This is a genomic window from Cupriavidus sp. SZY C1, assembly GCF_032190535.1.
GTDB classification, from domain to species: Bacteria; Pseudomonadota; Gammaproteobacteria; order Burkholderiales; family Burkholderiaceae; genus Cupriavidus; species Cupriavidus pauculus_C.
This window is the reverse complement of record NZ_JAUANU010000007.1, coordinates 14,800-28,375: the sequence shown is the minus strand read 5'-3', so window position 1 is coordinate 28,375 and position 13,576 is coordinate 14,800. Positions and strand designations below refer to the sequence as shown.

The 13,576-nt window shown below is 59.1% G+C and carries 17 protein-coding genes; 13 read left to right on the top strand and 4 right to left on the bottom strand.

The genetic code is table 11. The features are described 5' to 3' along the window. The first annotated feature begins 60 nt into the window (after nt 1-60). The 11 genes from QTN24_RS12780 (at nt 61) to QTN24_RS12735 (ending at nt 7,793) form a co-directional block, all read left to right on the top strand. A complete protein-coding gene (locus QTN24_RS12780) occupies nt 61-1,104 on the top strand; it encodes a VENN motif pre-toxin domain-containing protein (protein WP_313837516.1) in 1,044 nt (347 codons plus the stop codon). Further along, nucleotides 1,101-1,466, top strand: coding sequence for a hypothetical protein (locus QTN24_RS12775; protein ID WP_313837514.1), 366 nt, complete (start codon nt 1,101-1,103; stop codon nt 1,464-1,466). The genes QTN24_RS12780 and QTN24_RS12775 overlap by 4 nt, the downstream gene beginning before the upstream one ends. Before the next feature lie 330 nt (nt 1,467-1,796). Then, the gene (locus tag QTN24_RS12770; protein WP_313837512.1) at nt 1,797-2,333 is read left to right on the top strand and encodes a hypothetical protein; all 537 of its coding nucleotides are present in this window, start codon (nt 1,797-1,799) and stop codon (nt 2,331-2,333) included. Nucleotides 2,334-2,918: 585 nt separating this feature from the next. Continuing rightward, nucleotides 2,919-3,191: a hypothetical protein gene (locus QTN24_RS12765; RefSeq protein ID WP_313837510.1), complete on the top strand. Its 273-nt coding sequence runs from the start codon at nt 2,919-2,921 to the stop codon at nt 3,189-3,191. Continuing rightward, nucleotides 3,191-3,760 (top strand): VENN motif pre-toxin domain-containing protein, encoded by a 570-nt coding sequence (locus tag QTN24_RS12760; RefSeq protein ID WP_313837508.1) that lies wholly within the window; start codon nt 3,191-3,193, stop codon nt 3,758-3,760. Before QTN24_RS12765 ends, QTN24_RS12760 begins: the two co-directional genes overlap by 1 nt. After that, complete coding sequence (locus QTN24_RS12755) at nt 3,757-4,215, top strand: hypothetical protein (protein WP_313837506.1); 459 nt, start codon at nt 3,757-3,759, stop codon at nt 4,213-4,215. The genes QTN24_RS12760 and QTN24_RS12755 overlap by 4 nt, the downstream gene beginning before the upstream one ends. Nucleotides 4,216-4,432: 217 nt before the next feature. Beyond that, nucleotides 4,433-4,789, top strand: a complete 357-nt coding sequence (locus QTN24_RS24940; protein ID WP_409559018.1) for a hypothetical protein — start codon at nt 4,433-4,435, stop codon at nt 4,787-4,789. 1,087 nt (nt 4,790-5,876) lie between these two features. After that, nucleotides 5,877-6,218, top strand: coding sequence for a DUF2489 domain-containing protein (locus QTN24_RS12750; protein ID WP_313837504.1), 342 nt, complete (start codon nt 5,877-5,879; stop codon nt 6,216-6,218). A 225-nt stretch (nt 6,219-6,443) separates the two neighbouring features. Next, the gene (locus tag QTN24_RS12745) at nt 6,444-6,719 is read left to right on the top strand and encodes a hypothetical protein (protein WP_313837503.1); all 276 of its coding nucleotides are present in this window, start codon (nt 6,444-6,446) and stop codon (nt 6,717-6,719) included. Nucleotides 6,720-6,832: 113 nt separating this feature from the next. Then, entirely contained in the window at nt 6,833-7,369 is a 537-nt protein-coding gene (locus QTN24_RS12740) for a hypothetical protein (protein ID WP_313837501.1), read from the top strand. Nucleotides 7,370-7,397: 28 nt separating this feature from the next. After that, nucleotides 7,398-7,793: a hypothetical protein gene (locus QTN24_RS12735; protein ID WP_313837500.1), complete on the top strand. Its 396-nt coding sequence runs from the start codon at nt 7,398-7,400 to the stop codon at nt 7,791-7,793. Nucleotides 7,794-8,047: 254 nt separating this feature from the next. Here QTN24_RS12735 and QTN24_RS12730 read toward each other — a convergent pair whose 3' ends face one another. From QTN24_RS12730 to QTN24_RS12715, 4 genes are all read right to left on the bottom strand, one after another. After that, nucleotides 8,048-8,200, bottom strand: a complete 153-nt coding sequence (locus QTN24_RS12730) for a hypothetical protein (protein WP_313837498.1) — start codon at nt 8,198-8,200, stop codon at nt 8,048-8,050. Between the two features lie 31 nt (nt 8,201-8,231). After that, a complete protein-coding gene (locus tag QTN24_RS12725) occupies nt 8,232-9,767 on the bottom strand; it encodes an ammonium transporter (RefSeq protein ID WP_313837497.1) in 1,536 nt (511 codons plus the stop codon). Nucleotides 9,768-9,799: 32 nt separating this feature from the next. Beyond that, nucleotides 9,800-10,138 (bottom strand): P-II family nitrogen regulator, encoded by a 339-nt coding sequence (locus QTN24_RS12720; protein WP_124682595.1) that lies wholly within the window; start codon nt 10,136-10,138, stop codon nt 9,800-9,802. 66 nt (nt 10,139-10,204) lie between these two features. Next, the gene (locus QTN24_RS12715; protein WP_124682596.1) at nt 10,205-11,008 is read right to left on the bottom strand and encodes a TorF family putative porin; all 804 of its coding nucleotides are present in this window, start codon (nt 11,006-11,008) and stop codon (nt 10,205-10,207) included. A 528-nt stretch (nt 11,009-11,536) separates the two neighbouring features. On the opposite strand from QTN24_RS12715, the gene QTN24_RS12710 reads away from it, so the two are divergent. Both QTN24_RS12710 and QTN24_RS12705 read left to right on the top strand, forming a co-directional pair. Then, entirely contained in the window at nt 11,537-11,800 is a 264-nt protein-coding gene (locus QTN24_RS12710) for an accessory factor UbiK family protein (protein WP_124682597.1), read from the top strand. 82 nt (nt 11,801-11,882) lie between these two features. Then, complete coding sequence (locus tag QTN24_RS12705; RefSeq protein WP_313837492.1) at nt 11,883-13,421, top strand: YifB family Mg chelatase-like AAA ATPase; 1,539 nt, start codon at nt 11,883-11,885, stop codon at nt 13,419-13,421. Nucleotides 13,422-13,576: the final 155 nt, after the last annotated feature.

The window sequence follows — 13,576 nt, the reverse complement described above, 5'->3', positions numbered from 1 at the left end:
GTCAAGGACCAGCAGGAGCTGAACCGGATCAAGAGCGAGGTGGCGCAGCAGGCGGCGCCTTTGATTTACAACAAGGTCGGCGATGTGCTGGTAGGCAGCTCCCCCGGGACCAAGGCCGCCGTCCACGCGCTGGTGGGCGGCCTGATGGCCGAAGCCATCGGTGGCAATTTCACCGCCGGCGCGGCTGGCGGCGCAGCCGCCTCACTGGCCATGGAGGCGTTCGGCCAGGCCCTGCTCGACCAGAAAGACCTCAGCGAGTCGGACCGCAAGGCGCTGGTGCAACTGGCCGGGGCAATCGTGGGAGGGGCTGCGGGAGGAATTGCGGGCGGGACGGTTGGAGACGCGGCGGCCGGGGCGAATGTGGGGAAGGTGGCGACGGAGAATAACTACCTGAACCATACGCAAAAACGGGATCGCGCCGAAGCCATGGCCGCCTGCGCGGACAAAGCCTGCCGGGACAAAGTCCGCGCCGAATACGCCGCCGAATGGAAGAAGAACAAGCGGGAAGTGACGGACTGTTCGACGCAGTCAGAATGTCTGACGCTCGCGCGGGACCTGCGATTGGAACAACAGGCCCAGGGCGAGAGAATGGCCGAACTCCAGGAAAAAGGGCCTGGCAATTGGTCAGACGCAGAGAAGACCGAGTACGCTGATCTACGGTTCGGCGATGCCAGCCTGAATCAATTGCGAACCGTCGCTATCGCCAATGCAAACAAGCTGGCTGGCGATGAGCCGATGGACCCGCAAGAGGTCGCCCGGCTGGTGGCGGATGTTGGGATTGGGGCGGCAGCGGGGATTGGTGGATCAACCACTCCCAAGAATCTTGCCTATCAAGCGGCTCCGTATCACGGGTCCACTGACAACCCGATTAAGAGCCGCGGTCCTGTCAATGGACAAGACGCGCTCGAGAAATCTGTACGGGTAAAAGGGACATCACCACGACGTGTAGGATTTGATTCGAAAACCGGAGAATTTGTGGTATTCGATCGCACGTTGGGGAATGTTTACCATGGCCACGTCCGCGCATGGGACGATCTTGGCGTCGATATGCAGAATGCTTTGGTTAGAGCAGGCTATGTGAATCGGAAGGGAAAAGTAAAATGACGATGAAGTATCAAGATATTATGGAACTTCCGAAGTCCCAGGTAGACCTCGCATTGGGATCTAATTTGCCGGAGACAGTTGCGAATGCTTGCCTTAGCATTGCTCACTTCGAGAAAGACTGGAAGTGGGTTCTGGAGAGACTGTGCGGGGTCGCCAATGATGTAAGCCAATTGAGTTCATTGAGGAATCTCGCCGTCACCTGTATTGGACACGTCGTGCGGACAAATCCCACAGCGAACACTGACATTATGAGGCACATTCTTGAGCAGTTCGCAAATGACCCAAAAATTTCTGGGGCAGCATCGGATGCCCTGGATGACCTAAAAATCTTCGGCGGTAGAATCGATGCAGATAACGGATAAGCTTTTTCTGCTGGTTATCGTTTTATCTGGATCAATGCATCATGCAGCCGGTGTCATGTGGAATATGTTCGGGTGGATCATACTGAAAGTCCCCGTCGGGAAATGTTGGGGTGGTTGGTATTTTCGATAAATAAATCATAATCAGAAGCACTTAGCGAATCGGGCTTCAAGGCGCCGGTGTAACAGCCGCAGCGATCAAAACACCACCCTCTCCCCCGTCGCCGGCACGATCATCGCCTCCGGTGCCGGGGCGGCGGCGGGTGGTTCCACGCAGGATGCCGCTGCTGCGGGGGCGGTTGGGGGGGGCTGGGTACTCAGTTCAATTGGCTGATGCATGTCCCCAAGGACCCGGGTATTCCGCCGACCCCGGCTGACAGTCAGGGGCAGAAATCTCCACCAGGAAAGCCGATTGACGGTGGCGGGGAGCGCGTGCTCACGGGCACCCCGGACGAGTCAGCGGCGAACGACAAGCTTCCGATGTATCAACCCATAGCCGATGCTGTCGATCGGTTGAAGGAGGCGGGTGATCTGCTTTCCGGAGTTGTTGGCGGTGTCTTGCCCAATCCGGTTGAGCTGGTGGAGGGGTTGGGGGCGATTTTCAGCGACCCTGGAAAGTACGATGTACTTACGAACCCCCAGGCAAAGGAAATTGTAGTCGCCAATGGTTGGTCTAAAACTAGTCCGGATAACGTAAAGAAAGCGGCAGGAGATTATCCAGTTTTTTATAATCCGAAGGATGGTTTGTACTATTCGCCGGATAAGACGGGTCGTCGCGCGGATAATGCATGGAAGATATTTGATAAGAAGGGAAATAGACTAGGTACGGCGATCTGGGATGGTAAACAGATGGTGCGCGTTTCGAAATGATAAGGTGAGTATAATTAATAAAATTCCGTTGATTCCACTGATAAAATTCGACGAGGATTCGACTCCGAGTTTCGATGCGGCTTTTACATGTCGTCGAGTCTCGTATTTTGATCATTTTCTAAGTGTCGCGGAAAATTGTAACTATATATATTATGAGTTGGCAAAGAGAAGTAACACTCTAGCTTCGTATTATGTGACAGAGGATAGATTAATGTATTTATGGAGCTTTTTTGCAGGCCAAGGCAAGAACTTCACGATTCGATCTGGACGCATTTGTGAACTTGGAGATCTTGAAGACACAATAAAACTTGGCAAAGAGGTAATGCGAGAAATCGACGGATATTCTGTCTGCTTCGACGGCGCTGGGGTTATATGGGAGCCGGCGTATGACTTGACACATCTACTATGGCTCCCTAAAGGCGCCTCATGGACCACTGTCGAGAAATCGGTGGGTGCTTCAGGGCTCTACCTCTTGGATTAGAGCCTTAGGCCCGTTGTGGTTGCTCCCCCCGTGCCGGCAATGCCCAGACAGACCTTGGCGGCGACGCCTCCGGCGAGATCGGGAGCGCCATCGCGGCGGGCACGGTGCAGATCACCGACGAGGCCGGCCTACTGGCCAAGGCCGGCCAGACCGCCGACGAAACCCTCGCCAACCTGAACCGCGACACCGAAAACGCGCACGACAGCATCGACAAGATCTTCGACGAGCAGAAGGTCAAGGACCAGCAAGAGCTGAACCGGATCAAGAGCGAGGTGGCGCAGCAGGCGGCGCCTTTGATCTACAACAAGGTCGGCGATGTGTTGGTAGGCAGCTCCCCCGGGACCAAGCCGCCGTCCACGCGCTGGTGGGCGGCTTGATGGCCGAAGCCATGGGAGGCAACTTCGCCGCCGGCGCGGCTGGCGGCGCAGCCGCCTCACTGGCCATGGAGGCGTTCGGCCAGGCCCTGCTCGACCAAAAAGACCTCAGTGAATCGGACCGCAAGGCGCTGGTGCAACTGGCCGGGGCGATCGTGGGAGGGGCTGCGGGAGGTATTGCGGGCGGTTCGGTTGGAGACGCGGCAGCCGGGGCGAATGTGGGGAAGGTGGCGACGGAGAATAACTACCTGAACCATACGCAAAAACGGGATCGTGCCGAAGCCATGGCCGCCTGCGCGGACAAAGCCTGCCGGGACAAGGGGTTTGGCTCAGCGCTAAGTGATGCAATTCGCAAGACTAAAGAGCTCAAACACGGGCAAAGCGTTTACGAAGCTAAAGTTAAGGTCGGAGACTATATAAAGAAGGGTGATTTTGTATACCTTGACGGAAAACATGGGGACCATTTGGAAGTGTACGACAGCATGAAAATATCTAAGTGGGTTCTAAATCTAGATGGTTCAATAAATGAGAAGAAAACGATGGGCGCAAGAGGAAGGAGGTTAGATAAATGAAGTTTCTCGAAAACATTAAACAAGTAATTGCACAACTAGCAAATTCGCGTGGTATTAGCATCGGCAAGATGCAGGATGATTGGGGGCTGGACTATACGAGAGATATGGATGTCGATTTTACGACAGATATAATAGAGCTCATGGAATTAATGCGCGTGCATCAAGAGGCCATAGCAAAAGGTGATTTGCTGACGGCTCGATGCGCTCTCGTGGAGGCGCAAGGATTCGCGCACAATATCAGTTCATTGTTCTACGCGCTGAAAGAAGACCTCCTGCGGGCAGCCGAGGACGGACTTAATCGTACAGGAATGAAGAATCTGGATTGGCCTGAACTTCCGGATCGGTTTGAATACTCGCCGACATACCGGCTTCGAGAGGCAGAGAAGCTCGTTTCATTTAACGGGAAGATATATAAAAGGGATACCACATGTCACGAGTGGCGAGAGTGCCAATGAGTGGAGGATTTATTTTTAGACTGCTGATCAGCAGGGTGGAAGATCGCGGTGATTTCCATGGACAGCGCACGGTCTCCGTTCTAACCTCTGGCCCCAGTAGATTATTACATCATAATTTGAAACCCGATCCGGGGCGACGGTCGATCTCTCTGGATATTTCCAAGACCGGACGTCCGGTGCAGACGTGACGATTTGAGACGCGGCGGCCGGGGCGAATGTGGGGAAGGTGGCGACGGAGAATAATTACCTGAACCATACGCAAAAACGAGATCGCGCCGAAGCCATGGCCGCCTGCGCGGACAAAGCCTGCCGGGACAAAGTCCGCGCCGAATACGCCGCCGTATGGGAGAAGAACAAGCGGGAAGTGACGGACTGTTCGACGCAGTCAAAATGTCTGACGCTCGCGCGGGACCTGCGATTGGAACAACAGGCCCAGGGCGAGAGAATGGCCGAACTCCAGGTAAAAAGGGCCTGGCAATTGGTCAGACGCAGAGAAGGCCGAGTACGCAGATCTACGGTTTGGCGATGCCAGCCTAAATCAATTGCGAACCGTCGCTATCGCCAATGCAAATAAGCTGGCAGACGATGAGCCCATGGACCCGCAAGAGGTCGCCAGGCTGGTGGCGGATGTGGGGATTGGGGCGGCAGCGGGGATCGGGGTTGGTGGGGCGACTCGGAGTGCTACGAGCATGACCTCGGCAACTAAAATGCGTGTGGAGCTTTGATTACCGCAAGGAGGGATTCTGGACGGGAATGGTCGTCTGACCAAGGACGCTGTACGTCAATCTACGAGAATAATTTTGACTGATGAAGTAATCAGAAATCCAGAGGTGGTAAAAACGTTGACTAGCGATGGTTCAAATATTGCGGACTGGGGAAAATATACAACTCGCTCTATCCGATCGAATGGACAATCATTGCAGGTTCATTTTAAATGAATAATGCAACAGGAAAGATCGACTACGAAACTTTAGATTTTAGAGTTAAAGGAGTGGCGAATCCGTGATAGTCAAATATAAAGGTGGTCGTGGCTATGTTGGCGCGGTCGATCCATATTTTACAGTTGGCAAAGAATATATTGCATTGGGAATGTCATTCCGCACCGATGGGCGTGAGTCTACGGTTTCCATCCTATGTGACGAAGATCGAAGCCCAGTTCTAATTGAGTTGGCGTTTTTCGATATTGTCGATAGTTCTATACCACCTAACTGGGCGGTTATCCCATTCGAGGCAGTGGGATACGGCCTGAGACCAACCGAATTCGGAGGAGATTTTTGGGATAGGTTTTATGATGGCGACCTCCGTGCCGGATCGGTGTTATCCGAGGTTGTCCGGAGAGCCGAGAAATTTCATGGATGGAGTTCTCGGCCTTCGGCCAATGACTAACCGCATACTCTTTTGGAGAGGTAAGGGAAGCCGGCGTATGACTTGACGCACCTGCTTTGGATTCCAAAAGGCGCTTCGTGGACCACAGGGAACAATTGGTGGCGATTTCAGGGCTGTACCTCTTGGAGTACGGCTCGGCCCGGAACGGTTACCACGGCATCGAGTTGGCAATGGAATAAATTGCAACTTATTGCAGATTTTGATTCCGATAAACCCCGTCACGGGCCAATTGGTAGAACCAAAATCAATTCCGAGGAAGAGTACGCCATAGTGTTATGACGATAATTTTCGATAAAGATAAATGTGAGCATCTCGACGAATGTATATCGTTGCTGGAAGACATGGTCGAGGGGCGTGTTTCGTATATTGAGGGTGCTGATGCGATGATCCGCTGGTTTGAAAGCCAAGGATTATCGATCTTCGACTCCAAGGATTTTTATATGTTCTTGCTGATTCAATCGGAAACTGATGCCTTACCTAGGCACGCGCAACGCAAGTTCTGGTCGGAACAGGCACTCAAGGATCTTGAAGGAAAAATAACGGAGTCGGAAGAGTGGGCGAAGCAGTTTGCTGAGGCTGATTGTCGGAATTTGCTTCGGCGACTGACTGCGACGTGATGGTCGTAGAGCCAACCTGAACCGGCTCAAGAGCGAGGTGGCGCAGCAGGCGGCCCCTTTGATTTACACGGCGGTGGATGATCTGATCCAGCGCCAACCGACTAAAGCGAAGGTCGCGGTGCACGCCCTCGTCGGCGGTTTGATGGCTGAGGCAATGGGGCAAGTTTGTGGCGGGCGCGGCAGGCGCCGCCGCAGTACTACAGTCATTCTAGGGAGCCCAGGAAAATGAAGCACGATAGCGATGAGGGTCGTGAGCTAAAAATAAGAAATGTATTGATTAATAAATGGGATCCTATAGGCATCAAGGACGTGCCCGAGGCGTGGGATGAATACGACTCGTACATTCCTGCAATCTTAGAACTAATAGAAAGAGGTGCGGACTTGGATGTTCTGTCAAGTTACTTGGTCTGGGTAGAGGCGGAGAGAATTGGTCTCCCTGTGAGGTTGGCGATCGCAAAGGAAGTGGCAAATGAATTACTGACATATAATCGCTCACACTAAACCTATTGCGCGAAGGTTATGGCTGGGGCCGTGTTCAAATATGACATTGCAATACTCTGCCCCAAAGCGGATTCAAAAACCTGACATTGAACTCGCTCGCGCGGGACCTGCGATTGGAACAACAGGCCCAGGGCGAGAGAATGGCCGAACTCCGGGAAAAAGGGCCTGGCAATTGGTCAGACGCAGAGAAGGCCGAGTACGCAGATATACGGTTTGGCGATGCCAGCCTAAATCAATTGCGAACCGTCGCTATGGCCAATGCAAATAAGCTGGCAGGCGATCAGCCTCTGGATCCGCAAGAGGTCGCCCGGCTGGTGGCGGATGTGGGGATTGGGGCGGCAGCGGGGTTTGGGGTCGGTGGGGCGACCGATAAATATTCCCCGAACGCCGGTAGGGTTGACAATATGAGGAAGTTTCTCTCCAGTGATGGATTTGGTTCTCAATTGAACGGCGGGTCACGCGGAACGCCCAGAATTTACAAGGGATCCAGGATATTCGTGGCGAGAAAGGACGTTGGTGAAAAGATTCGCACCGGCGATCAATTTTATATTGACAGCGCGCATATGAACCACCTTGAAGTCTTCGATAATAAGGGAAGATTAGGGTCGTGCTTAATCTGGATGGCTCAGTCAATGAAGTTAAAACCGTGAAGGCAATAAAGGAAGGCAGGAGATTAAAATGAATAGTGGTAACGGTTTTGAATCCATTCGGATTGCATTGTTGGATTTGGCATTATCTCGCGGTTTAGTCGAAGACCAGCTACGACAATTTGATGAGATGACGGGGAAATATGATTGGACGTTGATTCTGAGTGATGATCTCGACAGAGCTTTTGAGAAAGATGTAGAACATTTGATGCGAGCAATGAAATTGTTTGATTTGGCTAGCCGCAAGAATGATGAACTTACTCAGTGTGTCGCCTTGTTACGGGCTTCGATTTTTGCGCACAAGTTGGAGGGATTTTTCGATGATTTGATGAGCGATTTGCGACGCGCCGCGACCAATCCAGATATGAGATGGCCAGAGATTCCAGACGGTTTTAATATTCCCGAGGAATATGGCTATGTTGAATAATTTGAGTGAAATGAGGGCGGAGGCTCATCGAGAATGGTAATGCATTCGATACCCGCACCGTAACTGGATCCTAACTCCTTTACAACCAGTGGAATATTGCGGAACCGATTTTCCGAGGTTGCTTCGATGGCTACGTGAGTGCGAAGTGCAATAGTCAGATGACGATGAATATCAGGACATAGTGAGAATTTCACAGTCCGAGGTGGATGACGCCTTAAAATCGGAATTGCCTCGAGCCGTTGCGAATGCTTGCCTTAGCGATAATCCCACCCGCCCAGATCGGCATTAATACATTCGACAAAGACAAATTGGCGCATGTCGATGATGTATCCCCGGAACGCCTCGTTGATCCAATAAAAAAGCCCCGGCACATGGCCGGGGCAAAACTCCTGAGAGAAGATTCCCAATCAGCTCTCCAGCACAACCCTGTTGTGGATATCAGGCTTCATAGGCCGTTTCGCCGTGCGAAGTGATATCCAGGCCCTCGCGCTCCTCTTCTTCCGGCACGCGCAGGCCAATCAGCATGTCCACCAGCTTGTAGGCAACCAGCGCGACCACGCCCGACCACACCACCGTGGTCAGCACGCCTTCGAACTGGATCCAGAGCTGGCCGGCGATCGAGTAGTCGTCCGCCACCTTGTTGGCCACGTAGTCGTAGATGCCCACGCCGCCCAGGCTCGGGGCCGCGAACACCGCGGTCAGCAGCGCGCCGACGATGCCGCCCACGCCGTGCACGCCGAACACGTCCAGCGAGTCGTCCATGCCCAGCATGCGCTTCAGGCCGCTCACGCCCCACAGGCACAGCAGGCCGGCCACAAGACCCATCACGATCGAGCCCATCGGGCCGACGAAGCCGGCGGCCGGGGTGATTGCCACCAGGCCGGCCACGGCGCCCGAGGCACCGCCCAGCATCGACGGCTTGCCCTTGCCGATCCACTCGCCGAACGTCCACGACAGCACGGCGGCGCAGGTGGCCAGCAGCGTGTTGACGAACGCCAGCGCGGCGCCGCCGTTGGCTTCCAGGCCCGAGCCGGCGTTGAAGCCGAACCAGCCGAACCACAGCAGCGATGCGCCCACCATCGTGAACGTCAGGCTGTGCGGGCGGATGGCTTCGCGGCCAAAGCCGATGCGCTTGCCGAACATGAACGCGCCCACCAGGCCGGCCACGGCGGCGTTGATGTGCACCACGGTGCCGCCCGCGTAGTCGAGCGCGCCCTTCTGGAACAGCCAGCCCGACTTGGCCGTGGCCGCGGTGGCGGCGGCGGCATCGGTGTAGGCGTCAGGACCCGGCCAGAACCAGACCATGTGGGCCATCGGGATATAGGCGAACGTGAACCAGAGCACCACGAACACCAGCACCGCCGAGAACTTGGCGCGCTCGGCAAAGGCGCCGATGATCAGGCCGCAGGTGATGCAGGCAAACGCGCACTGGAACGCGAAGAACACCAGTTCCGGGATCACCACGCCCTTGCTGAACGTGGCCGCCACGGCGTCGACGTTCAGGCCCTTCATGAACAGCCGGTCCGTGCCGCCGAAGAACGCGTTGCCTTCCGTGAACGCGAAGCTGTAGCCGTAGATGGCCCACAGGATCGCCACCAGCGAGAAGATCACCAGGCACTGCATCAGCACCGACAGCATGTTCTTCGACCGCACCAGGCCGCCGTAGAACAGTGCCAGGCCCGGCAGCGTCATAAGGATCACGAATGCGGTGGCCACCAGCAGCCAGGCCGTGTCGCCCTTGTTGGGCACCGGGGCCGGCGCGGCGGCCGGTGCGGCTTCTGCCGGGGCCGCGGCCGCGGGGGCTGCCGCAGCGGCTGCCGGGGCGGCCGCGGGGGCGGCGGCCGCTGCCGGGGCCGATGCCTCGGCGGCGGGCTTGTCCTGCGCCACGGCATGGGTGGACAGGCCGAGACCGGCCGTGCCGAGCGCCAGCGCCATCGCGCCAGCCGTCAGGAATCGCTTGAACCAGGTTTTCATGTGTCTAACCTCTGTCTCTCGTAGTTCTGGTGTCACAGCGCATCGCCGCCGGTCTCACCGGTGCGGATGCGGATGACCTGTTCGACGGGCGCGATGAAGATCTTGCCGTCGCCGATCTTGCCCGTGCGGGCCGACTTCTCGATTGCCTCGATGGCGCGCTCGACCACGTCGTCGGGTACCGCCACCTCGATCTTCACCTTGGGCAGGAAGTCGACGATGTACTCGGCGCCCCGGTACAGCTCCGTGTGGCCCTTCTGGCGGCCGAAGCCCTTGACCTCGGTCACGGTGATGCCGGACACGCCCACGTCGGAGAGCGCTTCACGCACCTCGTCGAGCTTGAACGGCTTGATGACTGCAATGATGAGTTTCATTGGGATTCTCCTTGGGGGCGGCTTGTCGGGTCATGCCGCCCGGCTCCGGATGTGTGCTGTTTGGAATCAGAAAGTCTTGGTAATGGATGCCCACGCCGCGGCCTTGCCCAGATAGCGGCCCCGGTTGGCGCTGGTGTAGAACGACTCCTTGGCGTTGGTGTCGACATAGGCCACGGACAGCGCAAAGCCCTTGCCCAGGTCCTTGGTCAGGCCGATCTTCCAGTCGGTGTACGACGCGTCGCTGTGGTGCGTCACGCCCTGGTAGCCCACGTGGGCGTTCAGCGTCAGGTCCCAGAAGTTCAGCGGCACGTTGGCGGTCAGGTCGACGTAGTAGCTGTTCTTGCTGTCGTCGATGCCGAACAGGTTGGTCACCGCGTGCGAGTACTTCAGGAACACCGGGCCCCAGCCGATGCCGGCGTAGAGCTCGGTCGTGTACGGCCGCGTGGTCGTGTAGCCGCCCGGGTAGAAGTACTCCAGCACGCCCACGTCATAGTTGAATTCCTGGCCGCCCAGCGCGAACTTGTTCTTGTAGCCGCCGTAGAAGTCCATCTCGATCGGCGCCGACACCGACGAATCGGCGTCTTCCAGCCAGCTGATGCTTGAGTTCCAGTTGCCGATGTAGAAGCCGCTCTCGTGCGCGTAGTCGAACCCGCCCTGGATGGCCGGACGCAGGTTGGTCTGGCTGATGCCGCGATAGCGGTAGTCGGAAACCACCGACACGTTGGCCGTGAAGGTGTGCGGCGATGCCGGCTCCGCGGCCGGTGCGGCTGCAGGCGCGGCGGCGTCCGGGGCGGTCTGGGCCAGTGCCACCGGGGCTGCCAGGCTGAGCAGAAGGGCAGCGGCGCTGACTGCGAGGCTCGACGTCTTCATCTGGTTCTCTCCTTTTCCTTGAAATCTTCGCGGGCTCGTTCTTGAGGGACTGCTGCTTGCCTTGATGGCTTGTTGCTTTTTGGGTCTTGACGCTCCTGGCTCTGGTACTGCAACTGCCGTGCCAGGGCAGGCGCCCCGTGGCGGCGCACGGACGGGAACAGTCGGAAGAGGTGGCCGGGCGCCCGCTTCTCCACCCGGCGGGGCGGCACGCGGGCGGCGCCGCGGCGGGCAAAAGGCGTTAAAAGATGTGTCCGGGCCTTGCTGGCGCTTTCATGGCGGCCGATCACGCGCCATAATCCGCGTCATGAAGGGTCAAGTGCTGCGCGCTTGGCGTCCCGCCGGCCAGACCGGGCCCGGGCACGGTCGACCGGGTCGCCGCGCCCCACTCAGGTGCATCGACCGGGGATACCGGTGTGCGGGAGGACCGCCCCGGACGCCCCATGGCGGTGCATCGCGGGTGCCAGGCGGCGTAGCCGCCGCCGGCCGCTGACCCGAACGATCCAAATTGGTCAACACAGGAGCTTCACCATGAAACCGACCGATCTCTTCAACGACCTGCAGCAGAAGGTCAGTGAAGCGCTGCGCAACTCGCCGGCCAAGGACATCGAGAAGAACGTCCGCAGCATGATGACCCAGGGCTTTGCGCGCCTGGACCTCGTCACGCGCGAGGAATTCGACGTGCAATCGCAGGTGCTGGCGCGCACCCGGGCCCGGCTGGAGGAGCTGGAAGCGCGCATCGCCGCGCTGGAAGCCCGCGGCAGCGGCGGCATCCCGCCCACCCCTGGGGTATGAGCCCCGGCGCCCAGCCACCCACGCATCGCCAGAAAGGCCACCGGATTCCGGTGGCCTTTTTCTTTAACACTTCCGCAAACGTATGAGCCTCGCAGTCCTGCGCAGCCGCGCGCTGAACGGCATCGACGCGCCGCCCGTGTCCGTCGAAATCCACCTGGCGAATGGCCTGCCGGCCTTCAACATCGTCGGGCTGGCCGACACCGAAGTCCGCGAAAGCCGCGAGCGCGTGCGGGCGGCGCTGCTGAACTGCGAGTTCGAATTCCCGAACCGCCGGATCACGGTCAACCTGGCGCCGGCCGACCTGCCCAAGGAGTCCGGCCGCTTCGACCTTGCCATCGCGCTGGGCATCCTGGCGGCCAGCGGCCAGTTGCCGGCCACCGCGCTGGACGGCTTCGAGTTTGCCGGCGAGCTGTCGCTGGCCGGCGACCTGCGGCCCGTGCGCGGCGCGCTGGCGATGGCGATGGGGCTGGCACGCGACAACCGCGCCCGGCTGGCGGCCGGCGAGCCCGCGCGCGCGTTCATCGTCGCCACCGACAACGGCCCGGAAGCCGCACTGGTCGATGACCTGACCGTCCACGCCGGCGCCACGCTGCGCGACATCTGCCACCACGTCGGCATGCTGCCCGAGCAGCCGCTGCCCCGCGCCCGGCCGGCCCCGCCCGCCACCGACCCCGGCGCCAACCCCGACATGCGCGACGTGCGCGGCCAGCTACAGGCCCGCCGGGCCATGGAAGTGGCCGCCGCGGGCCAGCACTCGGTGCTGCTGGTAGGCCCGCCCGGCACCGGCAAGTCGATGCTGGCGCAGCGCTTTCCGGCCCTGCTGCCGCCGATGACCGAAACCGAGGCGCTGGAAGCCGCCGCCGTGCTGAGCCTGACCCCGGGCGGCTTCCAGCCGTCGCAATGGGGCCGGCGCCCGTTCCGCAGTCCGCACCACACGGCCAGCGGCCCGGCCATGGTGGGCGGCGGCGGCAATCCGCGCCCCGGCGAGATTTCGCTGGCCCACCACGGCGTGCTGTTCCTTGACGAACTGCCCGAGTTCGACCGGCGTGTGCTCGAAGTCCTGCGCGAGCCGCTGGAAACCGGCCACATCACCATCTCGCGCGCCGCCGCACAGGTCGACTTTCCCGCCCGCTTCCAGTTCATCGCCGCCATGAACCCGTGCCCATGCGGCTACCTGGGCCATCCCACGCGCATGTGCCGCTGCACGCCCGACCAGGTGCAGCGCTACCAGTCGCGCATCTCCGGCCCGCTGCTGGACCGCGTGGACCTACAGATCGAAGTGCCCGCCCAGAACCACCGCGACGTGCTGGACGGCCCGCCTGGCGAACCCAGCGCCGCCGTCCGCGCCCGCGCCATGGACGCCCGCGCGCGCCAGATTGCCCGCCAGGGCACGCCCAACAGCGAACTGTCCGGCCGCCAGATCGACACCCACTGCCCGCTGACCACCGACGCCCAGGCCCTGCTGCGCGGCGCCATGGAAAAGCTGGCCTGGTCCGCCCGCGCGTACTTCCGCGTACTGAAGGTCGCCCGCACCATCGCCGACCTGGCCGACGCCGACACACTAGACGCCGGCCACGTGGCCGAGGCCATCCAGTACCGGCGGGTGCTGCGGACGGGCTAAAAAGTGCTCGGAAACAAAAAAGCCCGCGAAAGCGGGCTGATGGCCTTACACCGGCGGTTCCACCGGCGGCGGGGGTGGGTCCTCGATGGGTGCCTGGTCCGGCGGGAAGCCGGGGGGCGGCGGTTCGCCGGGGGGCGGTTCCCGGTGGGCGTTCA

Bases quoted from the DNA above. Each gene is read 5' to 3' on its own strand.
- QTN24_RS12715 (WP_124682596.1), bottom strand. From the start codon at position 11,008: ATGAAGACGTCGAGCCTCGCAGTCAGCGCCGCTGCCCTTCTGCTCAGC.
- QTN24_RS12760 (WP_313837508.1), top strand. From the start codon at position 3,191: ATGGCCGAAGCCATGGGAGGCAACTTCGCCGCCGGCGCGGCTGGCGGC.
- QTN24_RS12735 (WP_313837500.1), top strand. From the start codon at position 7,398: ATGAATAGTGGTAACGGTTTTGAATCCATTCGGATTGCATTGTTGGAT.
- QTN24_RS12705 (WP_313837492.1), top strand. From the start codon at position 11,883: ATGAGCCTCGCAGTCCTGCGCAGCCGCGCGCTGAACGGCATCGACGCG.
- QTN24_RS12775 (WP_313837514.1), top strand. From the start codon at position 1,101: ATGACGATGAAGTATCAAGATATTATGGAACTTCCGAAGTCCCAGGTA.
- QTN24_RS12750 (WP_313837504.1), top strand. From the start codon at position 5,877: ATGACGATAATTTTCGATAAAGATAAATGTGAGCATCTCGACGAATGT.
- QTN24_RS12770 (WP_313837512.1), top strand. From the start codon at position 1,797: ATGCATGTCCCCAAGGACCCGGGTATTCCGCCGACCCCGGCTGACAGT.
- QTN24_RS12710 (WP_124682597.1), top strand. From the start codon at position 11,537: ATGAAACCGACCGATCTCTTCAACGACCTGCAGCAGAAGGTCAGTGAA.
- QTN24_RS12755 (WP_313837506.1), top strand. From the start codon at position 3,757: ATGAAGTTTCTCGAAAACATTAAACAAGTAATTGCACAACTAGCAAAT.
- QTN24_RS12725 (WP_313837497.1), bottom strand. From the start codon at position 9,767: ATGAAAACCTGGTTCAAGCGATTCCTGACGGCTGGCGCGATGGCGCTG.
- QTN24_RS12720 (WP_124682595.1), bottom strand. From the start codon at position 10,138: ATGAAACTCATCATTGCAGTCATCAAGCCGTTCAAGCTCGACGAGGTG.
- QTN24_RS12745 (WP_313837503.1), top strand. From the start codon at position 6,444: ATGAAGCACGATAGCGATGAGGGTCGTGAGCTAAAAATAAGAAATGTA.